Here is a 23,437-nt window from a genome sequence, read left to right as displayed (position 1 = left end):
TGACCCGGCCATCACCGGTGAGCTTCCGGAAGAACGCCCCGGCGCTAGGATCAGTACGCGCCAGGGCCGGTAGAACCGGACGGGTAAGCCCGTCACAGCAGTAATGAGCGGCCGGCGCACCAACAAGCTTCCCTCGGAGCATGGTGGAGTGCCGGTAAGTGAGGTGGTACCGCGGTAAGCGTGCAGTCCCAGGACAGCACACGAGCCGTCCTCGCATCCTGAACGGAACCATCCAGCAACGGCTGAGTGGTTCACCAGCTCAACACAGGATGTCGAGAATGACGTATTACCCCAAAGCCTCAGCTTCCCCCTCGGCTGCAGTTTCGAGCGGCGCTGCCGCCGGTGTCTCCGCCTCCGTGAAGTTCCCGGAGATCGAAGAGCGCATCCTGAAGTACTGGGACCAGGACGGCACTTTCCAGGCCAGCATCGACCAGCGAAGCGCGGACGCCCCCGGCGGGCAGCCCGGCAGCAACGAATTCGTCTTCTACGACGGTCCTCCCTTCGCCAACGGCCTGCCGCACTACGGCCACCTCCTGACCGGGTACGCCAAGGACCTCGTGGGCCGCTACCAGACGCAGCGCGGCCGCCGCGTTGAACGCCGCTTCGGCTGGGACACCCACGGACTGCCGGCTGAACTGGAAGCCATGAAGCAGCTGGGCATGACGGACAAGACCCAGATCGAGGCCATGGGCATCGATAAGTTCAACGACGCCTGCCGTGCCTCCGTGATGAAGTACGCCGATGAGTGGAAGAGCTACGTCACCCGCCAGGCCCGCTGGGTGGACTTCGACAACGATTACAAGACGCTCAACGTCGAATACATGGAATCGGTCCTGTGGGCGTTCAAGCAGCTGCACGAAAAAGGCCTGACGTACAACGGCTACCGTGTGCTGCCGTATTGCTGGAAGGACGAGACGCCGCTATCCAACCATGAGCTCCGCATGGACGACGACGTCTACAAGAACCGCCAGGACCAGACTGTCACGGTGACGTTCCCGATCACGGCAGGGGAATCGGCGCTGTCGAAGCAGCTCGCCGGCGTCCAGGCGCTCGCCTGGACCACCACGCCGTGGACGCTGCCCACCAACCTGGCGCTCGCCGTCGGGCCTTCCATCACCTACGCCGTGCTCCCCGCCGGACCCAACGGCGTCAAGGCCGCTTCGCCGGACGCGCCCGTCACCGGCAGTTTCCTCCTGGCCGCGGACCTGCTGGCCGCGTACGCCAAGGACCTGGGCTATGAGGATGCGGACTCCGCCGAGGCTGCCGTGACGTCAACCCACACCGGCGCCGACCTTGAGGGCCTGGCCTACCAGCCGCTGTGGAACGACTTCAGCGACGACGAAAAGTACGGGACGCAGAACGCCTGGCGCTTCCTCGTGGCCGACTACGTCACAACAACTGACGGCACCGGCATCGTCCACCAGGCGCCCGCCTACGGTGAAGACGATCAGAAGGTCTGTGAAGAGGCCGGCATCCCGGTGGTCCTGTCCGTGGACGAAGGTGCCAAGTTCCTGCCGCTGTTCAGCCACGGCGACCTGCACGATATCGCCGGGCTTCAGGTGTTCGAGGCCAACAAGCCCATCACCCAGGTGCTGCGCGCCCAGGGCCGGCTGGTCCGCCAGGCCAGCTACGAGCACAGCTACCCGCACTGCTGGCGCTGCCGCAACCCCCTGATCTACCGCGCGGTGTCCTCCTGGTACGTGGAAGTCACCAAGTTCAAGGACCGCATGTCCGAACTGAACCAGGACATCAACTGGATCCCCGGCAACGTCAAGGACGGCCAGTTCGGAAAGTGGCTCGCCAACGCCCGCGACTGGTCCATCAGCCGCAACCGCTACTGGGGCAGCCCCATCCCGGTGTGGCAGTCCAGCGACCCGGAATTCCCGCGCACCGACGTCTACGGCTCCCTGGCCGAGATCGAAACCGATTTCGGCCGCCTGCCGCTGAACAAGGCCGGCGAGGTTGACCTGCACCGCCCGTTCATCGATGAACTGACCCGACCCAACCCGGACGATCCCCGGACCCCCGAAGAGGGCCAGTCGGTGATGCGCCGCGTCGAGGACGTCCTGGACGTCTGGTTCGACTCCGGTTCCATGCCCTACGGCCAGGTGCATTACCCGTTCCAGAACGAAGCCTGGTTCGACACGCACAACCCCGCGGACTTCATCGTGGAGTACATCGGCCAGACCCGTGGCTGGTTCTACATGCTGCACATCCTATCCACGGCGCTGTTTGACCGTCCGGCGTTCCGGAACGTCATCAGCCACGGCATTGTGCTGGGCTCGGACGGGCAGAAGATGTCCAAGAGCCTGCGCAACTACCCGGATGTCTCCGAGGTCCTGGACCGTGACGGCTCCGACGCCATGCGCTGGTTCCTGATGTCCAGCCCCATCCTGCGCGGCGGCAACCTGGTGGTCACCGAACAGGGAATCCGCGACGGCGTCCGCCAGGTCATCCTGCCCCTGTGGAACGTGTACAGCTTCTTCACGCTGTACACGAACGCTTCCAACGTAGTTGGAGGGCAAGCGAAGGGTTACGACGCGAAGCTCCGCTACGACGGGTACGCCGACACCCTGGACCAGTACCTGCTGGCGAACACCGGTGACCTGGTCCGCAACATGACCGCCCAGCTGGACAGCTACGATATCTCCGGTGCGTGCGATGAACTGCGCAGCTACCTGGACATGCTCACGAACTGGTACGTCCGCCGCAGCCGCCAGCGCTTCTTTGACGAGAGCGCTGACGCGTTCGACGCGCTGTACACCGCGCTGGAGACCGTGTCCCGCGTCGCCGCGTCGCTGCTGCCGCTGGTCTCCGAGGAGATCTGGCGCGGCCTCACCGGCGGACGCTCCGTGCACCTGGCCGACTGGCCGGACGCGGACTTGTTCCCGGCCGACGCGTCGCTAGTGGAAGCGATGGACCGCGTGCAGCAGATCTGCTCCACCGGATCCTCGCTGCGGAAGGCCGCCAACCTCCGCGTGAGGCTGCCGCTGCAGGAACTGACCGTTGTGGCACCCGGCGCGGATGCGCTGGGAGGCTTCGCCGCCGTCGTCGCCGATGAACTGAACCTGCGCTCTGTGCGCCTGCTGGACGCCGAGAGCGCCTCCCCGGAGGAGTTCGGCATCGAGCAGAAGCTCGTGGTCAACGCACGCGCCGCGGGACCGCGCCTGGGCAAGAACGTCCAGCAGGCCATCAAGGGCGCCAAGTCCGGCGACTGGTCGGTTTCGGACGCCGGAGTGGTCATCGCCGGAGGCTTGGAGCTGGAATCCCAGGAGTACACGCTGGAGACTGTGGTGGCAGAATCCGACGGCGGATCGGCTTCAGTAGCTGTCCTGCCGGGCGGCGGCTTTGTGGTTCTCAACACCGAGGTCACGCCGGAACTTGAGGCCGAAGGGACTGCACGCGACATGGTCCGCGCCATCCAGCAGGCACGCAAGGACGCCGCACTGAATGTGAGCGACCGGATCCGGACCACCGTCACGGCCGCTCCCGCGGTGCTGGAGGCACTGCTGGCGAACGCCGAGCTGGTCAAGACCGAAACCCTGACGCTGGAGCTGTCCACAGTTCCGGCCGAGTCAGGCGAACCACGCATCACCGTCGAAAAAGCAGAGGCCTGAGCCATGACTGACGAATTCTCCGTGGAAAGTGTCTACGCCGAGCTGCTGGGGCGTGCACCGGAAAACAAGATGGAGCCGCGTCTTGCGCCGCTGTTCCGGGCGATGGATGTGCTGGGGGAGCCCAACAAGGCGTTCCCGATCATCCATGTGACCGGCACCAACGGCAAGACCTCCACCGCCCGGATGATTGAGGCCGGTCTGCGCGCGCACGGCCTGAGCACCGGCCGTTACACCAGCCCGCACCTGTCCAAGGTCACCGAGCGGATCAGCATCGACGGCCACCCCGTCTCTGACGAAACGTTCGTCCGGATCTGGGACGAGATCCGCCCGTACCTGCAGATCGTCGACGACGAACTCACCGCGGCGGGGGAGCCCCGGCTCACGTACTTCGAATGCCTGACCATTCTGGGCTTCGCGATCTTCGCGGACCAGCCCGTCAACGTGGCCGTGATCGAAGTGGGCCTGGGCGGCATCACCGATGCCACCAACGTGGGCGACGGCCTGGTTTCGGTGGTTACCCCCATCTCACTGGACCACACCGACCTGCTGGGCGATACCACCGAGGACATTGCCTACGAGAAGGCCGGCATCATCAAGCCCGGCGGTTACCTCATCAGTGCCTCGCAGCCTGTTGATGCTGCGCAGGTGCTGCTCGAGAAAGCCAAGGAGGTGGCAGTCCCGTTCCGGTTTGAAGGCGTGGAGTTCGGCGTCGAATCCCGGACGGTTGCCGTGGGCGGCCAGGTGGTGAGCATCCAGGGCATCGCCGGCCGGTACGCGGAACTGCTGCTGCCGCTCCACGGCGCGCACCAGGCCCAGAACGCAGCCGTGGCGGTGGCAGCCCTCGAGGCCTTCTTCGGCGGCGAGAAGGAACTTGACGCCGAGGTGCTCCAGGAGGCCTTCGCATCCGTCACCTCCCCGGGCCGCCTTGAGGTTGTCCGGACGGCGCCCACCATCATTGTTGACGCGGCCCACAACCCGGACGGCATCAGGGTCTCGGCCGAGGCCATCCAGGAGGCCTTCAGCTTCACCCGGCTGGTGCCGGTAGTGGGAGTCCTGAAGGAGAAGGACGCCGAAGAGATACTGCGCCAGCTCAAGGAATCCCTGGGCGAGATCGCCCAGGAATACTGCTTCACCCAGTCCAACTCGCCGCGGGCGGTACCCGCGGCCGAACTGGCTGAACTGGCGGTGGAAATGGGCTTCGGCGAAGACAACATCCACATTGCTGAGAAGCTCGACGACGCCCTCGAATGGGCCGTGGAACGCGCCGAAGCCAGCGACGACCTCTCCGGCGGCGTGCTGGTGACGGGGTCCATCACCCTGGTGGCGGAAGCCCGGATCCTGCTCGGAAAGACGGAGGCCTAGCAGTGGCGAAGCTCACCAAAGCGCAGCGCGAGTGGCGCCCGGGAATGCCCAAGAAGCGCCGGTCCACCAAGGTGATGTTTGCCTCCACCGTCCTGCTGCTTGAAGCGTTTGTGGTCTTTTTCGCAACGCTGGCCGTCTTTGGACTTAGGCGCGGCGAGTTTCCGCCAGCGCTGATCCTGGGCATCGGCATCGCACTGAGCGTAGTGATAATCTTGGCCTGCGCGGTGCTGTCCAAGCCCTGGGGCGTGGGACTGGGCTGGATCCTACAGATTGTGCTGATCCTGACGGGCATCGTTGAGCCCATGATGTTCCTTGTTGGCGGGCTGTTCGGCCTGGCCTGGTGGTATGGAATCCGCACCGGCATCCGGATCGATTCCGAAGCCGCAAAGCGCGAACGCGACCAGGCCGAGTGGAACGCGTCGCACGGGGACACCCCGGAAGCCTCGTAGAATTGTCCCGAAACCACCCATTACGCATTGGAGCAGCTATGACCATTGAGCGCACCCTGGTACTGATCAAGCCCGACGGCGTTGCCCGCAACCTCAGCGGCGCCATTCTGGGCCGCATCGAGGCCAAAGGCTACACCCTCGCCGAACTGAAGAAGGTTGACGCCAGCCGGGACCTGCTGGAGCAGCACTACGAAGAACACGTGGGCAAGCCGTTCTACGAGCCCCTCGTTGAATTCATGCTCAGCGGACCGGTGGTGGCCGCGATCTTCGAAGGCCACCGCGTCATTGAAGGCTTCCGGTCCCTGGCCGGCACTACGGATCCCACCACTGCGGCTCCCGGGACCATCCGTGGCGACTTCGGCCGCGACTGGGGCCTGAAGGTCCAGCAGAACCTGGTCCACGGCTCCGACTCCGTGGACTCGGCCGAGCGCGAAATCAAGATCTGGTTCCAGGACTAACGTCCACCCGCGAACTGCGCGAACGGACACTTGAGGCCCCGGGAAACCGGGGCCTCAAGTGTCCGTTCGCGCTTGTCCGTTGGCGCCTTTTGTGCGTTTGTGCGGGGTCCGCGTTAGAAGCCTGAGGTTCCGGCAAACACCTGGATGAACGCGAAGAAGATGCTGGCGATGACTGCCACGTACAGCAACGCCGTGATGATCCAACCTGATTCGCCCAGCACGCGTGCTGCACCTGACGGGACGGGGATGATGCCGTGGACGACGTTTCGGATGGTTACCCAGACGAAGAGCGGGATCATCGCGGCCCAGACAATCATGCAGAACGGGCACAGGATGTGGATGTCGTAGAGGGCCTGGGACCAGAGCCACACCACAAACGCGAAGCCGAGCGTGACGCCGGCCTGGAGTCCTGCCCAGTACCAGCGTGCGAACGTGGCGCCGGAGAGCAGGGCCATGCCCACGGTGATGATGACGGCGAACGCGACGATGCCAATGAACATGTTGGGGAACCCGAACGCCGAGCTCTGCCACGTCTGCATAACCTGGCCGCAGGAGATCCACGGATTAACGTCGCAGGCCGTTACGTGATTCGGATCCTCGAGGACAGCGAGCTTTTCCAGGACCAGCGCCCCCGAGGCAAGCCAGCCGATGGCGCCGGTGACTACCATCAGCCAGCCGAGGGGCCGGTTGCGTGCCATCGGCGGCACAGTCCCGGGCGTGGCGGGAAACGGCTCCGCCGCAGGGGAGGCAGCCGGCGTGTCGGTGCCGTGGGAGGAAATGCTGGGCATGGTGTGTGGCGTCCTTTGCTTCGGGTGCTCCTTGCCCCGATTGTAACGCCGGTGGCTGGAAGCAGCATTCAGTCAGCGCCGTCAGGTACCGATCCGTTGCCCGTGGTTCCGCCGCCTTTCAGCCCGGGTGTGAGAGAATGAACATGGCTGGAGGCCGACCCACATTCGGACTCCGGTCCGGTGGCTTGTTTCAAGACCGCCAATGATGAGCAGGGCAGGCTTCGGATTCTCTGATCCGGCTTCCCGCAATTCCATTGGTCGGCACCTGGTTGTGGCGTGTAGAACAACGGGTTTCAGGACACAGCCGACGGCTCCCACGGGCTGCCGCACCCCTCTGCCGGTGCGAACCTGGGAGTATCCACTTGACTTCTGTCAACGCCCGCGGGTTTTGACAATATGTGCCCCAATGGGTGCCGGATGTGGCGGTACGTCAGGGGCAGGAGTGTTGCCACATATGGAAAACGAACAAACACCAGCCATTAATGATGAAGCCGTCGCCGAGGCCACGGAAGCGCCCAAGAAGGCCACCCGGACACGCCGAAAGGCAGTGCCGAAGGCCGCAGACTCCGCACCGGTAAAGGAGTCAGCCGAGGCTGAGCCTGCGACGGACGCCGCACCGGAGCCTAAGGCGCCGGTCCGCCGCACCCGCGCACGTAAGAAGGTCGAGACCGCCGAACCGTTGCCGGCCTTCGCTGCTGAGGTTCTGGAGTCACCTGCCGCCGTTGTTACCGAGACCGTCGTAGAGCCCGCCGTCGAACCCGAGGCTGCAGCCGCAGCCCCCGAGGCTGCAGCGGAGACCAAGCCTGTCCGCCGCCGCCGCGTGGCCACGCGCAAAACCTCGGCCCCCGACGTCGCACCCGCGGCCGTGGAACAGGCAGTTCCAGAGCAGGCAGCCCCTGAAACTGCAGCAACGCCGGCCCCGGAAGCAGAGGAAGCCGCCGCTGCGGCCGCCGCCGCGCCCGCAGCAGCCGCCGTTGCCCCCGTCAACGCTGCCCCGGTCAACGCTGCCGCCGCGCCGCTTGACGAGCCGGCTGCTGCTGAGACTGCCAGCCCGTTCAGTTCACTCTTCCTTGAGCCGGCGTCCACCACATCGGTGCTTTTCCAGGCCCCCGACCTCAGCACCGTGGTCCGCCCCGCGCCGGTTGCTGCCGCGGTTGAAGAGCCGGAAGAGGACGACGCCGAAGACGGCGAAGCGGACGACGCCAACGGCCGCCGCAGGCGCCGCAGCCGTGGCCGCCGTGGCCGCAGCCGCACAGGCGAAAGCGATGCTGACGGTGATAACGAAGGCGACGAAGGCGCAGCCGAAGAAACCGAAGAGGAGTCCGCCGGGCAGGCCGATGAAGGCGTGACGTCCCGTCGTCGTCGCCGCCGTCGCCGTGGCGACCAGGATCTGGAACTGACCGGAGGAGAAGGCGACGACCCGCCCAACACGGTGACCCGTGTCCGCGCGCCGCGCGCCGCGACCGAAGCGCCGGTCAACAACCGCGTCACGTCTGTCAAGGGTTCCACGCGCCTCGAAGCCAAGAAGCAGCGCCGCCGCGAATCCCGCGACACGGGCCGCCGCCGCACGGTCATCACCGAGGCCGAGTTCCTGGCCCGCCGCGAATCAGTTGACCGGCAGATGATCGTCCGCCAGCGCGACGACAGAATCCAGATCGGCGTCCTCGAAGACGGCGTCCTGGCCGAGCACTTTGTTTCCAAGACCCAGCAGGACTCCCTGATCGGCAACGTTTACCTCGGCAAGGTGCAGAACGTCCTGCCGTCCATGGAAGCGGCGTTTGTTGACATCGGACGCGGCCGCAACGCCGTCCTGTATGCCGGTGAAGTGAACTGGGAGGCAGTTAACCTCGAAGGCAAGCAGCGCCGGATCGAAAACGCGCTCAAGTCCGGCGACACCGTCCTGGTCCAGGTCACCAAGGATCCCGTGGGCCACAAGGGTGCACGGCTGACCAGCCAGATCTCGCTGCCCGGCCGCTACCTGGTCTATGTGCCCGGCGGCTCCATGACCGGCATCTCCCGCAAACTGCCCGACGTCGAGCGAAACCGCCTCAAGCGCATCCTCAAGGACCGCCTCCCGGAGCACGCCGGCGTCATCGTCCGCACCGCTGCCGAAGGCGCCTCGGAAGAGGAGCTCACGCACGACATCAACCGGCTGCGCGCGCAGTGGGAGGGCATCGAAAGCCAGTCCACGTCCACCAAGATTCTCGCGCCGGAGCTGCTCTACGGCGAACCTGACCTCACCATCAAGGTGGTCCGTGATGTCTTCAACGAGGACTTCTCCAAGCTGATCGTCTCCGGTGAAGAGGCCTGGGACACCATCGAGGCCTACGTCACCTACGTGGCCCCGGACCTCGTGGGCCGCCTGGAAAAGTGGACCAAGGACCAGGACATCTTCGCTGCGTGGCGGATCGATGAGCAGATCCACAAGGCCCTGGAACGCAAGGTCTTCCTGCCTTCGGGCGGCTCGCTGGTCATTGACCGCACCGAAGCCATGACCGTGGTGGACGTCAATACCGGCAAGTTCACCGGCAGCGGCGGCAACCTCGAGGAAACCGTCACCAAGAACAACCTCGAGGCAGCTGAAGAAGTGGTCCGGCAGCTCCGGCTCCGCGACATCGGCGGCATCATCGTCATCGACTTCATCGATATGGTCCTCGAATCCAACCGCGACCTTGTCCTGCGCCGCATGGTGGAATGCCTGGGCCGCGACCGGACCAAGCACCAGGTGGCCGAAGTGACCTCGCTGGGCCTCGTGCAGATGACGCGCAAGCGCATGGGCACCGGGCTCCTGGAAGTCTTCGGCGAGCAGTGTGAAACCTGTGCAGGCCGCGGAATTGTCACCCACGACGACCCCGTGGAACACCGCCGCGCCAACACGGTAGCCGCGGAGCACCACGTGCAGCGGGTAGACAGCCGCCCGGAAGCCCAGCGCACTGACAGCGTGCGGACTGACAGCCAGCGCCCGGACAGCCAGCCGGGTGGCCGCACTGACCGGAAGCGCCGCCGCGGACGGGGTGGCCAGCCGCTGGAAACAGCACCGGCAGCTCCGGTGCAGATCCACACGGTCCACCCGGAAGCCAGCGATGCCGAGCGCCATGCGAAGGCGGAGGCCACGCGGGCAGCGCTTGCGAACATTGCGGCCGCAGCCCACGCTGCGCATCTGCATGACGACGAGGTGGCGCACGCATCAGCTGCCGCGGGCCGGCAGCCTGCGGCTCCGGTGCCGGCTCCGGTTGGGCAGTCCGAAACGGACTCCAACGGCCGCCCGGCCGCAGTGCTGACATTCGGCGGCGAGCAGGTGGTGCTTCCGTTCGTTGCGCACCACGATGACCAGCCGCACGCACCTGCCCTGACACTTGACCGCCTCGCGGAGGCCTTCGCCCACCTTGGTGAGCCGGCTCCTGTAGCGGAAAGCACGCCGCCGGCAGTTCATGCAACTGAAAGCCGGGCGGCCGAACCTGCCCGCCAGCAGCAGCCAGCCGCGGCGGAGAGGGATTACTCCGACCACACCGAGGAGCCCCGCGCCCGCCGTCCCCGGCGGAACCGGAGTGCCAGCCGTGCCCAGGGCGCAGCCAACGCCACGTCCGTAGAGCATCACGAAGCCGCTCCCGCGGCTGCCGCCGGACACACCCACGCCGCCAAGGCCCCGGAACCCGTCAAGGCTCCTGTGGCCGACAAACCGGTTGCCGCCAACGCGCCCATCATCCTGGGCGTAGGAGTTCCGGCCTCGGAGCTCTGACCAAACAGTAGGGCAAGCCAATACAACGGCGCCCGGACGTGCCTGTGAATCACAGGCTGCGTCCGGGCGTCCGGCGTTAAGTCGCGAGGAACGCTAGGCTGGTGACTGACACGGGGTGCCGCGCAGAGAGCCGGCTGAGATCCACACCCGTTGAACCTGTCCGGTTAGCACCGGCGAAGGGATGTCTCCTTTGGCTTCAACTTCTGTCCTTCCTCCTGCAACGCCCGCGGCGGCCCTGCCGGAAACCCCAGCAACCCGGGCTGAGGTCCAGCCCGCACCAGGCCGCTCTTCTGCGGTCCGGGTGCTGCGTGACGTTCCGCGGGTGCTGTCCATTGCCGGATCGGACCCTTCAGGGGGCGCGGGCGTCCAGGCCGACCTCAAAAGCATTGCGGCCCTTGGCGGCTACGGGATGGCGGCCATCACCGCGCTGACGGTCCAAAACACCCAGGGGGTCCAGGCGGTTCACGTCCCGCCGGCGTCCTTCCTTGGCCAGCAGCTTGATGCCATCAGCGATGACATCACCATCGACGCGGTCAAGATCGGCATGCTGGGCGACGCTGCGGTGATAGGAGTGGTCCGCGACTGGCTGGAAAAGGTGCGTCCCGCCGTCGTCGTTCTTGATCCGGTGATGGTGGCCACGAGCGGCGACCGGCTGCTGCAGGAGTCTGCCGAGGCGGCCCTGCGGGAGATGCTCCCGCTCGCGGACCTGATCACCCCCAACCTGGCGGAACTGGCCATCCTGTTGGGGGAGCCGCAGGCGAGGGAATGGCACGACGCGCTCGGGCAGGGGCAGCGGTTGTCCGCAGCGACCGGCGCCACCGTCCTGGTCAAGGGCGGCCATCTCGACGGCGGTGCGTGCCCGGATGCCCTGGTCAACGCTGCCGGGCTGCTCGCCCGGGAGGTGGTGGAAGTGAGCGGGGACAGGATCCCCACGCGCAACAGCCACGGCACCGGCTGCTCGCTGTCATCGGCCATGGCCACGGCCCAGGCCCGGCTGGGGGATTGGGAAGCCTCATTGCGGAAAGTGAAGCCCTGGCTGGTGGGCGCGCTGCAGGCCGCTGACCAACTTGAGGTGGGCGCGGGCAACGGCCCCATCAACCACTTCCACCACATGCAACAGGTTCCGGCAGCCGGCGAATTCGCAGAGACGCTGCGGCGGGCGTCGGAGCCGGATCTTGCAGCCATCTACGGGCTGGATTTCATCCGCGACCTGGCGGCCGGCACATTGGCTGAGGAACAGTTCGCCTATTACCTCGCCCAGGACGCCATCTACCTCAACGGCTATTCGCGGGTCCTTGCCCGGGCCAGCGCGCTGGCGCCCACGGAAGCCGCCCAGCTATTCTGGGCGAAGTCGGCCCAGCAATGCCTTGAGGTCGAGTCCGAACTGCACCGCACGTGGCTAAGCACCAGGACAGTGGACTCCGTCCTCGGACCTGTCACCAAGTCCTACGTGGACCACCTGCTGGCGGCCTCTGCCTCCGGCAGCTACTCGGTCCTCGTGGCGGCGGTACTGCCGTGCTTCTGGCTGTATGCCGAAGTGGGGCAGACTCTCCACGCGGAGTTCCTGGCTGCGGGTGCACCGGCAGCACATCCTTATGCCGACTGGCTGCGGGCCTATGCTGACGAGGATTTCGCCCAGGCCACGCGTGACGCCATCGCCTTGGCTGACGACGCCGGCCGGAGTGCTTCCGCGGATGAACGGGCGGCGATGCTGGTGGCTTTCAGGCAGTCGTGCCGGTTCGAGGTGGAATTCTTCGACGCGCCGCGAATTCATTCCTGACAGACTGCGGCCCGTGTGGCCTGTACGATAGTCAGGCACGGTTTTGGATTGTCAGTGCAGTACCTGCTTGTGGGTCCTATCACAGACAACCTGCCGTAACCAGCCTCATTTGCGGCCGAAGGCAAAATTAGCGTATTCTAGATCTTCGGTGCTTACGCCAACACTTGGGTTACGACCCCACGGCGTTGAGGCACAGCGAGAACCCAGCCAATTATGGAACAGGGTTCAGCACGCAAATTTAGTAATAAACGTCGAGAGAAGTGAGTTCCCAAGTGGTGTACGCGATTGTCCGCGCAGGCGGCCGCCAAGAGAAGGTTTCCGTTGGAGACTTCGTTACCCTGAACCGCGTCCCCGGTGGAGCCGGCAGCACCTTTGAGTTGCCCGCACTGCTCCTGGTAGACGGTGACAAAGTCACCTCTGCTGCTGCGGACCTGGCCAAGGTAACGGTTACGGCTGAGATCCTCGAAGACCTCCGTGGTCCGAAGATCGTCATCCAGAAGTTCAAGAACAAGACCGGTTACAAGAAGCGCCAGGGTCACCGTCAGGAATTGACCAAGGTCAAGATCACGGGTATCAAGTAACTCTTCGTTACTGTTCAGGTTCTTCAGCAGATTCCCCAGAATTTAAAGGCAGGCATTTCAAATGGCACATAAAAAAGGCGCGAGTTCCACTCGCAACGGTCGTGACTCCAACGCCCAGTACCTCGGCGTCAAGCGCTTCGGCGGCCAGGTAGTTTCCGCAGGCGAGATCATCGTTCGCCAGCGTGGCACCCACTTCCACCCGGGCGCCGGCGTTGGACGTGGCGGCGACGACACACTGTTCGCACTGGCCCCGGGAGCCGTCCAGTTCGGCACCCGCCGCGGTCGCCGCGTAGTCAACATCGTTGCTGCTGCAGCTGCAGAGTAACAAATAGTTCTGAAACGGTGGAGCGGGCCATTTGGTCCGCTCCACTATTCTTTTAACCGCATTACAATCGTCTTGGCGCCCTTGGGCGTCCAGGAAACAGCACTGAGGAGATCCACGTGGCGAGCTTTGTAGACCGGGTAGTACTGCACGTATCCGGCGGTACCGGCGGCCACGGCTGTGTCTCCGTCCACCGGGAGAAGTTCATCCCACTGGGCGGACCCGACGGCGGTAACGGCGGCGACGGCGGCAACGTCATCCTGCGCGTTGACCACCAGACCACTACCTTGCTCGACTACCACCACTCCCCGCACCGCCACGCCACCAACGGCGGGTCCGGGATGGGCGACTGGCGCGGCGGCAAGAATGGCGAGACCCTCATCCTGCCCGTGCCCGACGGCACCGTGGTCAAATCCAAGGACGGCACCGTCCTGGCGGACCTGGTCGGCGAAGGAGCAGAATACGTGGCGGCCGCCGGCGGCCAGGGCGGCCTGGGTAACGCTTCGCTGTCCTCGCAGAAGCGCCGTGCCCCGGGCTTCGCCCTGCTGGGCATCGAGGGTGACGCCCGTGACATTGTGCTGGAACTGAAGTCCATCGCGGATATCGCGCTGGTGGGTTTCCCCTCTGCCGGCAAATCCAGCCTGATCGCGGCCATGTCCGCTGCGCGGCCCAAGATCGCCGACTACCCCTTCACCACGCTGATCCCGAACCTGGGTGTTGTCCAGTCCGGCGACGTCCGCTTCACCATTGCAGACGTTCCGGGCCTTATCGAGGGCGCCAGCGAAGGTAAGGGCCTTGGCCACCACTTCCTGCGCCACGTGGAGCGTTGCGCCGCCCTGGTGCATGTACTGGACTGCGGCACGCTGGAATCGGACCGTGACCCGTTGGCAGACCTGGCCATCATCGAGGCCGAGCTGGAAAAGTACTCCGTAGACATGAGCTTCGCGGGTGCCGACGGCGAAGTGGTTCCGCTGAACCACCGTCCGCGTCTGGTCGCCTTGAACAAGGTGGACCTTCCGGACGGCAAGGACATGGCTGAATTTGTCCGCCCGGAACTCGAATCACGCGGCTACCGGGTCTTCGAGATCTCGGCCACCAGCCACGAGGGTCTCCGCCAGCTGGGCTTCGCCATGGCGGAAATCGTGCAGGCCGCCCGTGCCGCCCTCGCGGCCGCCCCGCCCAAGGTCCAGCCGCCCATCCTGCGGCCCCGCGCCGTCAACGAAGCCGGCTTCAAGATCCGCCGCGAGGAAAAGAACCTCGAGCCGCTCTTCCGCGTCCTGGGCGACAAGCCTGTCCGCTGGGTCAAGCAGACCGACTTCACCAACGAGGAAGCCATCGGCTACCTAGCTGACCGCCTGGCCAAGCTCGGCGTCGAAAACGAACTGTTCAAGCAGGGCGCCAAGCCGGGCGACGCAGTCGTGATTGGCGAAGATGACGGCGTTGTCTTCGACTGGGAGCCCACCATGAGCGCCGGAGCCGAAATGCTCGCATCACCGCGTGGCACGGATATCCGTTTCGCGGACGTCGGCGACCGTCCCACACGTGGCCAGAAGCGTGACGAGCAGCAGGAACGCAAGGATGCCAAGGCTGCCGCCCGCGCCGAGCTCGAGGCCGAGCGCAAGGCCGGGATCTGGACCGAATCGGTCAGCGGGCGCCGCGCTGCCAAGCCTGTCACCGAGAGTGGGCTGGGCGTTGAAGATGACGAGTGAGGCCGCTGAAATGACCGAAAAGTCCGCAGTAATCATCGAGGAACCCAAAGACGACCGCAGTGTGCTCGCCCGGGCCCGCCGGATTGTTGTCAAAGTAGGGTCGTCGTCGCTGACCAGCATCAAGGGCGGCATCTCGGAAGAGTCCCTGACCGCCCTCTCAGATGTCCTGGCCGCCAAACATAACGCCGGCACGGAAATTATCCTGGTTTCTTCGGGAGCCATTTCCGCAGGGCTCGCGCCCCTCGGCCTGGTGAAGCGTCCGCGTGACCTCGCGACCCAGCAGGCCGCCGCCAGCGTGGGCCAGGGCCTGCTCATGGCGCGCTACACGCATGCATTCGGCGCCCACGGCGTCACGGTCAGCCAGGTGCTGCTGACCGCAGATGACCTCATGCGTCGCAGCCACCACGCGAACGCGTTCCGTGCACTGAACCGCCTCCTCAACCTCGGCGTTGTGCCGGTGGTCAATGAAAACGACACGGTCGCCACGCACAAGATCCGTTTCGGCGACAACGACAGGCTCTCAGCGCTCGTGGCCCATCTGGTCCGTGCTGACGCCCTGATCCTGCTGTCCGACGTCGACTCGATATACGACGGCCCGCCCGCCAAGGGCGCCAAGCGCATTTCCCAGGTGGACGGCCCCGGAGATCTTGAGGCAGTGACCATCGGGAAGCCGGGCAAGGCAGGCGTAGGCACCGGCGGCATGCAGACTAAAGTCGAGGCTGCCATCATGGCCGCCGATTCCGGCATCCCGGCGCTGGTCACGTCCACAGCCAACGCCGCAGCCGCCCTGGCCGGTGAGGACGTGGGGACCTGGTTCACTGTCAACAGCGGCCGGAAGTCCGTGCGGATGATGTGGCTGGCCCACCTGGCGCACGTTCAGGGCAGGCTCTTCCTTGACGACGGCGCCGTGCACGCCGTGCGGGACAATCGCTACTCGCTGCTCCCTGCCGGAATTTCATCGGTGGACGGCACTTTCGAAGCCGGCGACGCCGTCGAGATGGTGGCCGGCGACGGTACCGTCATCGCGCGCGGTTTGGTTAATTACTCTTCCGACGAGCTTCCCCAGATGCTGGGCCGCTCCACAGTGGAACTGGGCGAGTCCCTGGGCCGCGGATTTGACCGTGAGGTTGTCCATATCGACGACCTGGTTCTGGTCTGAGCGGTCCGCTCGCCTAGACTTGAAGGATGACTGAGGCACTGATTTCCCAAGCCACTGGCACGTCCGACGATTCAACCGTGGTTCCTCCCGGGCCGGAACAGGGGAGGACCCACACTCCGGCGGAGGTTGAGGCGGCCGTCCACGCCATCGCTGACCGCTCACGGCAGGCAGCCCGCCAGATGGCCGGGGCCACCCGCGCCCGGAAGGACAGTGGCCTCCGGGCCATCGGTGCCGCATTGCTGACGCGGAAGGACTTCATCCTGGCGGCCAACGCCAAGGATGTTGCGGCTGGCAAAGCCAACGGCACGTCGGCGGCCCTGTTGGACCGCCTCACCTTGACCGAAAGCCGGATCGACGGGCTCGTGGCGTCCCTTGAAAACCTGGCCAGCCTGCCCGATCCGGTCGGAAACGTGGTCCGTGGCCAGACCCTCCCCAATGGGCTGCGCCTGCGCCAGATCAACGTGCCCATGGGAGTGGTTGCCGCCATTTACGAGGCCCGTCCCAACGTCACGGTAGACATAGCCGGTCTTGGCCTCAAGAGCGGCAACGCCGTCATCCTCCGCGGCGGCACTGCTGCCGCCTCCACCAACGAAGCACTGGTCCAGATCCTCCGCGAAGCCCTGGACTCCGTCGGGCTGCCGGCCGATGCCGTGCAGACAGTGGACCAATACGGCCGTGAAGGTGCGAATGCGCTGATGCGTGCGCGCGGCCGCGTTGATGTCCTGATTCCGCGCGGCGGCCGGGACCTGATCCAGTCCGTGGTGCTGAACGCCGCCGTGCCGGTCATCGAGACCGGCGAGGGCAACGTGCATATCTTCATCGACGAATCCGCCAACGAGGACATGGCGGTGGAGATCCTGCTGAACGCCAAGACCCAGCGGCCCAGTGTCTGCAACACCGTGGAGACGCTGCTGGTCCATTCGCGGTCCACCGTGCTGCCCGCCGTCGCCGCCGCGCTGCGCGGCGCCGGGGTCACCCTCCACGCCGACGAGCGCATCCGTGCGGCGCTGCCTTCATCTGTTGAGTCCGTTCCGGCAACGGATGAGGACTGGGGAACCGAGTACATGGACCTGGACCTCGCCGTAGCAATGGTGGACAGCCTGGATGACGCCGTCAAGCACATCCGGACCTGGTCCACGGGCCACACCGAAGCTATCCTCACTAACGACCTGGCCAACGCGGAGCGGTTCATCGCCGAGGTTGACTCTGCCGCGGTCATCGTCAACGCGTCCACGCGGTTTACCGACGGCGGCGAGCTGGGCCTCGGTGCCGAGGTTGGCATCTCCACGCAGAAGCTGCACGCCCGCGGCCCGATGGGACTGACAGAGCTCACCACCACTAAGTGGATCGTGCAGGGCGAGGGCCAGGTCCGCGGGTAGCAACGCGGTAATATAGACAGAAGTCCGGAACGGCGGGACAATCCGCTGCCACATCCTTGAACCTTAGGGGAGAAAATGCTGCTCCAGCAGATCGCCATGACCGTTGCCGAAGGCGGAGAACACGCACCCGCTCCGATCTGGGCTGAGCCGTGGGTGTTCGGCGTATCCATTTTCGCCATCCTGCTGGTGATGATGTTCGTTACGCTCTCCTACTCGAACCTGGGCAACCGGCACACCGTAACGGATGAGCACGCCGATCCGCACCGCCAGCACCCCAACAAGCACGACCACGGCCAAGGCCACTGAAATTTCCCGTGTTCTGCACCGTGACGGTGCGCAAAGGCGGCTGCGGCTGGGCGTGATGGGCGGGACGTTTGATCCCATCCACCACGGCCACCTTGTTGCAGCCAGCGAAGTGGCCGCCAAGTTCGGCCTGGATGAAGTGGTCTTTGTCCCTACCGGGCAGCCGTGGCAAAAGTCGCACAAGCAGGTCAGCGAGCCTGAGCACCGCTACCTCATGACGGTGATCGCCACGGCATCGAACCCTCGCTTCACCGTCAGCAGGGTGGATATTGACCGGCCCGGTCGCACGTATACCATTGATACCTTGCGGGATCTCCGGACCCAACGTCCGGACGCGGATCTGTTCTTCATCACCGGTGCGGATGCACTGGCGCAGATTCTGTCCTGGAAGGACATCGACGAGCTGTGGTCACTGGCCCATTTTGTCGGTGTGACACGGCCGGGACATGTGCTTGACGGCATGGGCCGCAAGGACGTCAGCCTCCTCGAGGTGCCGGCCATGGCCATCTCGTCCACGGACTGCCGTGTCCGTGTAGCCGGGAACAACCCCGTCTGGTACCTCGTGCCGGACGGAGTGGTCCAATACATCGCCAAATATGGTCTGTACGCCGAGGGATCAGATCCCGAGGACGTCCGAACTACCGAAACAGACGAGCCAGCCAGTACTGAATGAGTCCTCAATGAGTCAGGAAAAGCCCCCCGTCCGCAGCCGCCGCGAACTGCGGCAGGCCAGAGATGAGAACACGGCTCCCGGGTCCAACGGCCCGGGCCAGGTTTCGCCTGCCTCAAAACAACGGCGCGCGGCTGACGCCCCGGTGGATTCCGTCCCCGAGCAGACCCAAGCGCAGCGGTCCTCGCAGATCCGGGCCCGCGACCGCGCGGCGCTGCGTGCCATCAAGGAACTCGAGGAGAAAGAGGGCCAGCTTTCCGCAGGAGGCCCTCCCACGCGCAGGCAGTTGCGACTCCAGCAACTGAAGGAACAGGCCGTCACCTCGGCCAATCCCATCATTCCCGCTCCGATGGGGCAGCCCCTGCCAAGCCAACCTGCGGCGAGCCAACCTAAGCCAGGCCAAGCACAGCCGGGCCAAACGAAGCCAGCCCCAACGAAGCCAGGTCACGACACTGCTGTATCCGCCGATATGTCCGGGCCCGCCGCGCCGGCGAACGGTACAGGTGTTCCGGCTGGCATGAGCGTGGAGCAGGCACTCGCGGCCCGCACGCTTATTGCCGAGCAGGCCAAGAACCAGCTGGCCAAGATGGAACACATCGCCTCGCTGGACCCCGAAGCAGTGGATCCGGACATCCTTGCGGAACAGATCGCCTTGGCCGAACGCGCGGCGGTGCTTAACCGCCGGGCGATGGCCAAGCGGAAACTGGCCGAGCAGGCCGCCCCTGCACAGCCAGTATCAGTACCCACGCAGGCTGCCAATCCGCAGGCCGCGGCCACGCAATCCGTTCCCCAGACGGGCCCGGCAACCGCCGATAACCTGGCCATGGTCACGCCGCTGGAATTCGTGCAGGTACCCGGCGTCGACCGTCCTGTGATGAAACCCCCGGCGACCTCCTACGTGCCGCTGGCGACCCAGGCCGGACCTAAGGTCCGGCCTGGCGGCAAGGGCCGCCGGCCGTCCACTACGTCCAAAGAGCCGGCCGCGGGTTCTGCGCAGGCGGCCGCTTCGGGCCGTTCCCGGGTGATCGCGCGTGCGGAAGCTGCTGCCAGGGCCGCCGCGGCACCGAAGCTCGTCGTCCCCGACCAGCCCATCGTGGCCTCTACGTCAGTGGGGGAGCCGGACGATCTGTTCGATGACCTGCCGCGCATCCCGGCACGGTCAGCCCACGGGCTGGAGCCGCTGGATGCGGCAACGGCCGGCCTGGCCCGTGCGAAGCGGCTCAGGCTTATGCAGGTCCTCGTCCTGGCTTTTGGGATCGTGGCCCTTATTTCCGGCGTTATCCTCATCGTCAGCGGCATCTCCAGCTGACCGGGCAACGCCCTTTTACGAAGCTTTTGAAAACTACAAGGAGTCCCATGACTGCAACAGATTCATCCATCGCCATTGCCCGCCAAGCCGCCAAGGCGGCCGCGGACAAGATTGCCCACGACATTGTGGCCCTCGATGTCAGCGAACGGCTGGCACTGGCCGACGTCTTCCTCATCGCATCCGCGCCGAGCGAGCGCCAGGTCAACGCCATCGTTGACGGCATCGAAGAAGAACTTTCCAAGCAGGACCTCCGTCCGGTACGCCGCGAAGGCCGCTCCGGCGGGCGCTGGGTACTGCTGGATTACTCGGACATCGTCATCCACGTCCAGCATGAAGAGGACCGCGTTTTCTACGCCCTGGAGCGCCTGTGGAAGGACTGCCCGGTAGTTGACCTGCAGCTGGGCGAAGACACTTCAGCCAAGGCGACGGCGGCCTCCGACTCCGAATAGCAGGCCGTGCCGGCCCGAATATGCCCGATTTGGAATTTTCGGAAAAGCTGGTCTAAGATATTTGAGTTGCTCCGGGGAGACCGCGGAGTAACGAAGGTCCGGGGCTGTGGCGCAGCTGGTAGCGCACCTGCATGGCATGCAGGGGGTCAGGGGTTCGAGTCCCCTCAGCTCCACCGGATAATCCGCCGGAATCGAAAGATTCCGGCGGATTTTCTTATTGCCGGAAAGTGCCCCTCCCGATTGGCGCAGCGCGCAGATTTCTATTAAGCTAATCAGGTTGCTTCGGGCGGTCTGAACCGCGGAGGAGCACAAGTTTGGGGCTGTGGCGCAGCTGGTAGCGCACCTGCATGGCATGCAGGGGGTCAGGGGTTCGAGTCCCCTCAGCTCCACCAAACAGGACGCAGGTCCAAAAAAATGAGCCACCCGGTCGGGTGGCTCATTTTTTGTCTCCCAGACACGGAGCCCGGAGAAGTGTGCGCCCAGTAATGAGTGCTTAGATCCAATCACTCCGGCGCAGCGGCGGCCCGTCCCCGCCGGCACGTTGGACCAGGACCTGGTTGACGCCCGTGATCCCGGTTTCAAAGCCCAGGGCACTTGATGCCATGTAGAGCCGCCACACCCGCGCCCGGCCCAGGCTGGTGAGCCGGACGGCTTCGTCCCAGTTCTCTTCGAGCCTGCGCACCCACGCCCGCAGGGTCAGAGCATAGTGCTGGCGCAGGGCCTCCACGTCCAACACCTCGAACCCGCCGGTCTCCAGTGCGCTGACCATCTCGCCGAGTCTGATCATCTCGCCGTCCGGAAAGACATAGCGCGGAATGAACGAATCCGGGTCGGGCTTGATGGGGCCGGCGTTCCAGGAGATGGCGTGGTTGAGCAGCCGGCCGCCGGGACGGAGCAAGCCGTGCAGCACGTCGACATAGTGGGGTGTCTGTTCCCGACCCACGTGTTCGGACATGCCGATGGAGCTGATGGCGTCGAACGGCCCGTCGGCGATATCCCGGTAATCCTGGACCCGGATGTCGATGTTTTCGGTCAGGCCGGCGTCGGCCGCACGTTTACGCGCCAGCACGGCCTGTTCGGTGGAGAGCGTCACGCCCACCACCGAGACGCCGTAATGCTGCGCCGCGTGCAACGCGAAGCTGCCCCAGCCGCACCCCACGTCCAGTACCCTCATCCCGGGCTTCAGCCCAAGCTTCCGGCAGACGAGATCCAGCTTGGCCTTCTGCGCGTCATCCAGTCCGGCCGGAAGGCCCCGTTCGGCAGGGGTGCGGCCGCCGCCGGGTCCGTCCGCCCACACAGCGCACGAGTAAACCATTGAAGGTCCCAGCACGAGGGCGTAAAAGTCGTTGCCGACGTCGTAATGGTGCGAGATGGCCGCGGCGTCACGCTTCCGGGTGTGGAGCCGGCCCTTCCGCGTGACTTTGGCCTCCTCCGGCGGCGGAGCAGGGTTGGGGCCCAGCGCGCCCAGCCGGACGGCCGTGCTGACCAGCGTGGCCAGTTCACGCGGAGTCAGGGGCCGGAAAGGGCCGGGCTCGGAAAACTTGCCCACCGAGCTGAGCGCCGTGAAGGCTGCAAAGATGTCGCCGGGGGCATCGATGTCCCCGGCGACGTAGGCGCGGCTGAGTCCGAGCTGACCCGGCGACCACAGGATCCGGCGCAGGGCGCGGCGTGACCTGAATTCGAGGACCGGGGCCTCGGGCGGCCCCGCCTCGGACCCGTCCCACGCCCGCACCCTCAGCGGTCTCTCCGTCGTCCCCAGGACGATGCCCAGTGCGTTCGCCAGCAGCGACGCTGCCCCTTTTTCTGTTTTCATGGTCCTCGCCTTTCGTCCGCCTAGGCCCAACAGTACGACGCCGGCGCGCACCTGTCAGTGCAGTGGCGCGATTATCATGGGGGAGTGAATGAGACGTTGCCACCGTGCCCCGAATGCTCCAGCGCCTATACCTACGAGATGGGTGCGCTCCTGGTCTGCCCGGAATGCGGCCACGAGTGGTCCGCCCAGGCGGCGGAGGCCACGGCAGAGGCCGGGCCGAGGGTCATCAAGGATGCAGTGGGCAACATCCTCGCCGACGGCGACACGGTCACGGTGATCAAGGACCTGAAAATCAAGGGCAGCTCCGGTGTCATCAAGGTAGGCACCAAAGTCCGCGGGATCCGGCTGATGGACGGTGTGGGCGACCACGACATCGACTGCAAAGTGGACGGTGTGGGACCGATGCAGCTCAAATCCTCCGTGGTGAAGAAGGTCTAGCAGAAACCGGCCACGAGCATGGACAACGGAAGCACCGACGTTGTGGTTATCGGCGCGGGCCAGGCGGGCCTCTCCGCCGCCTACCACCTGCAGCGCCGAGGGGTTGAATACAAGGTCCTCGACGCCGAAGAAGGCCCGGGCGGCGCCTGGCGCCACCGCTGGAAAAGCCTGGTCATGGCGACGGTCAACGGCATCAGTGACCTTCCCGGCATCGCGAAGCCTGACGTGGATCCCACGGAACCCAGCTCGGAGTTCCTGAGCCGGTACTTCGCCGGCTACGAGCGGGACCTCGGAATTGAGGTCCTGCGCCCGGTCAAGGTCACCTCGGTCGCCAGGGAAGACGCCGAACCGGCAGGGCGCCTGCGGATCAGCACCGACAGCGGCGACTGGTCAGCGAAGGCAGTCATCAACGCAACCGGTACGTGGACCCGGCCGTTCTGGCCCATCTACCCGGGCCGGGCCACGTTCTGGGGCCGGCAACTGCACGTGGCCGATTACGTCTCCGCCGAGGAGTTCCGCGGCCTGCACGTCATCGTGGTGGGAGGCGGAATTTCCGCCGTCGGGCTGCTGGACGAGGTCTCGCAGGTGACCAGCACCAGCTGGTTCACCCGCCGGGAACCATACTGGCGTGACGCCGCGTTCGACGCCCAGGCCGGCCACAACGCCGTCGCACTCGTGGAGGCGCGCGTGCGGCAGGGTCTGCCGCCGAAAAGCGTGGTGGCCGTGACCGGCCTCATCTGGACCCCGGCGCTGAGGGCGGCAGCACAACGGGGTGCGCTGGACCGTCGCTCAATGTTCACCGCCATAGAGCCCGACGGCGTCCGGCTCGCCGACGGGAGCCTGCTCCGTGCCGACGTCATTCTGTGGGCCACCGGATTCCGTGCCGAGCTCGAACACCTTGCGCCGCTGCACCTTCGGGGACCCGGTGGCGGCATCGCCATGGACGGGACCCAGGTGGCAATCGAGCCGCGGGTCCATCTGGTGGGGTACGGTCCGTCGTCGTCCACCATCGGCGCCAACAGGGCGGGCCGGGCGGCCGTCACCGCCATCCTCAAACTGCCCGCGCTTGCACCAACCGCATCAACAACCAGTACATGACCAGACGGCAGGAA

General features: G+C 65.5%; 19 protein-coding genes, 2 tRNA genes and 1 riboswitch. Of the genes, 19 read left to right on the top strand and 2 right to left on the bottom strand.

The annotated features are described in order from the left end of the window. The first annotated feature begins 278 nt into the window (after positions 1-278). From ileS to ndk, 4 genes are read left to right on the top strand one after another with little or no spacing between them, the layout of a single operon-like run. The gene (gene ileS, locus CXR02_RS04085; RefSeq protein ID WP_104060834.1) at positions 279-3,617 is read left to right on the top strand and encodes an isoleucine--tRNA ligase; all 3,339 of its coding nucleotides are present in this window, start codon (positions 279-281) and stop codon (positions 3,615-3,617) included. 3 nt (positions 3,618-3,620) lie between these two features. Beyond that, positions 3,621-4,979, top strand: a complete 1,359-nt coding sequence (locus CXR02_RS04080) for a folylpolyglutamate synthase/dihydrofolate synthase family protein (protein ID WP_104060833.1) — start codon at positions 3,621-3,623, stop codon at positions 4,977-4,979. A gap of 2 nt (positions 4,980-4,981) precedes the next feature. Continuing rightward, entirely contained in the window at positions 4,982-5,428 is a 447-nt protein-coding gene (locus CXR02_RS04075) for a DUF4233 domain-containing protein (protein ID WP_104060832.1), read from the top strand. A 38-nt stretch (positions 5,429-5,466) separates the two neighbouring features. Further along, positions 5,467-5,886 (top strand): nucleoside-diphosphate kinase, encoded by a 420-nt coding sequence (gene ndk / locus CXR02_RS04070; protein ID WP_104060831.1) that lies wholly within the window; start codon positions 5,467-5,469, stop codon positions 5,884-5,886. 113 nt (positions 5,887-5,999) lie between these two features. Here the strand turns inward: ndk and CXR02_RS04065 are convergent, their stop codons facing one another. After that, a complete protein-coding gene (locus tag CXR02_RS04065) occupies positions 6,000-6,674 on the bottom strand; it encodes a vitamin K epoxide reductase family protein (RefSeq protein ID WP_104060830.1) in 675 nt (224 codons plus the stop codon). A gap of 454 nt (positions 6,675-7,128) precedes the next feature. On the opposite strand from CXR02_RS04065, the gene CXR02_RS04060 reads away from it, so the two are divergent. The 13 genes from CXR02_RS04060 (at position 7,129) to CXR02_RS04000 (ending at position 20,466) form a co-directional block, all read left to right on the top strand. Continuing rightward, positions 7,129-10,413 (top strand): Rne/Rng family ribonuclease, encoded by a 3,285-nt coding sequence (locus CXR02_RS04060; RefSeq protein WP_104060829.1) that lies wholly within the window; start codon positions 7,129-7,131, stop codon positions 10,411-10,413. Between the two features lie 101 nt (positions 10,414-10,514). Continuing rightward, positions 10,515-10,612: riboswitch (TPP riboswitch) on the top strand. Beyond that, positions 10,595-12,193, top strand: a complete 1,599-nt coding sequence (thiD, locus tag CXR02_RS04055) for a bifunctional hydroxymethylpyrimidine kinase/phosphomethylpyrimidine kinase (protein WP_181037115.1) — start codon at positions 10,595-10,597, stop codon at positions 12,191-12,193. It overlaps the preceding riboswitch by 18 nt. Before the next feature lie 272 nt (positions 12,194-12,465). Further along, entirely contained in the window at positions 12,466-12,774 is a 309-nt protein-coding gene (gene rplU / locus CXR02_RS04050; protein ID WP_018773353.1) for a 50S ribosomal protein L21, read from the top strand. Between the two features lie 61 nt (positions 12,775-12,835). Next, on the top strand, positions 12,836-13,099 hold the full coding sequence (rpmA, locus tag CXR02_RS04045; RefSeq protein ID WP_056340543.1) for a 50S ribosomal protein L27: 264 nt from the start codon (positions 12,836-12,838) through the stop codon (positions 13,097-13,099). A 116-nt stretch (positions 13,100-13,215) separates the two neighbouring features. After that, positions 13,216-14,805 carry a GTPase ObgE gene (gene obgE, locus CXR02_RS04040; protein WP_104060827.1) on the top strand — a complete coding sequence of 530 codons (1,590 nt, stop codon included), beginning with the start codon at positions 13,216-13,218 and terminating at the stop codon, positions 14,803-14,805. A gap of 10 nt (positions 14,806-14,815) precedes the next feature. Then, positions 14,816-15,964 carry a glutamate 5-kinase gene (gene proB, locus CXR02_RS04035; RefSeq protein WP_104060826.1) on the top strand — a complete coding sequence of 383 codons (1,149 nt, stop codon included), beginning with the start codon at positions 14,816-14,818 and terminating at the stop codon, positions 15,962-15,964. Between the two features lie 26 nt (positions 15,965-15,990). Then, a complete protein-coding gene (locus CXR02_RS04030) occupies positions 15,991-17,343 on the top strand; it encodes a glutamate-5-semialdehyde dehydrogenase (protein WP_104060825.1) in 1,353 nt (450 codons plus the stop codon). Between the two features lie 75 nt (positions 17,344-17,418). Further along, a complete protein-coding gene (locus CXR02_RS04025; RefSeq protein ID WP_056340536.1) occupies positions 17,419-17,649 on the top strand; it encodes a hypothetical protein in 231 nt (76 codons plus the stop codon). After that, entirely contained in the window at positions 17,588-18,319 is a 732-nt protein-coding gene (gene nadD / locus CXR02_RS04020; RefSeq protein WP_256468649.1) for a nicotinate-nucleotide adenylyltransferase, read from the top strand. Before CXR02_RS04025 ends, nadD begins: the two co-directional genes overlap by 62 nt. Before the next feature lie 7 nt (positions 18,320-18,326). Next, positions 18,327-19,625, top strand: a complete 1,299-nt coding sequence (locus CXR02_RS04015) for a hypothetical protein (protein ID WP_104060824.1) — start codon at positions 18,327-18,329, stop codon at positions 19,623-19,625. A gap of 47 nt (positions 19,626-19,672) precedes the next feature. Continuing rightward, positions 19,673-20,074: a ribosome silencing factor gene (gene rsfS, locus CXR02_RS04010; RefSeq protein WP_058932218.1), complete on the top strand. Its 402-nt coding sequence runs from the start codon at positions 19,673-19,675 to the stop codon at positions 20,072-20,074. 100 nt (positions 20,075-20,174) lie between these two features. Then, a tRNA-Ala gene (locus CXR02_RS04005) sits at positions 20,175-20,247 on the top strand. Positions 20,248-20,390: 143 nt separating this feature from the next. Continuing rightward, a tRNA-Ala gene (locus CXR02_RS04000) sits at positions 20,391-20,466 on the top strand. Positions 20,467-20,567: 101 nt separating this feature from the next. Here CXR02_RS04000 and CXR02_RS03995 read toward each other — a convergent pair. After that, a complete protein-coding gene (locus CXR02_RS03995) occupies positions 20,568-21,887 on the bottom strand; it encodes a cyclopropane-fatty-acyl-phospholipid synthase family protein (protein WP_104060823.1) in 1,320 nt (439 codons plus the stop codon). 84 nt (positions 21,888-21,971) lie between these two features. Between CXR02_RS03995 and CXR02_RS03990 the strand changes: the two genes are divergently transcribed. Further along, positions 21,972-22,325, top strand: coding sequence for a zinc ribbon domain-containing protein YjdM (locus tag CXR02_RS03990; protein ID WP_082575780.1), 354 nt, complete (start codon positions 21,972-21,974; stop codon positions 22,323-22,325). Between the two features lie 18 nt (positions 22,326-22,343). Further along, entirely contained in the window at positions 22,344-23,423 is a 1,080-nt protein-coding gene (locus CXR02_RS03985) for an FAD-dependent oxidoreductase (RefSeq protein WP_104060822.1), read from the top strand. Positions 23,424-23,437: the final 14 nt, after the last annotated feature.

Origin of the sequence: Arthrobacter sp. 4R501, assembly GCF_002929755.1 — a bacterium.
Lineage (GTDB): Bacteria > Actinomycetota > Actinomycetes > Actinomycetales > Micrococcaceae > Arthrobacter.
The sequence above is the reverse complement of the archived record's forward strand: the minus strand, read 5'-3'. Positions and strand labels throughout refer to the sequence as shown.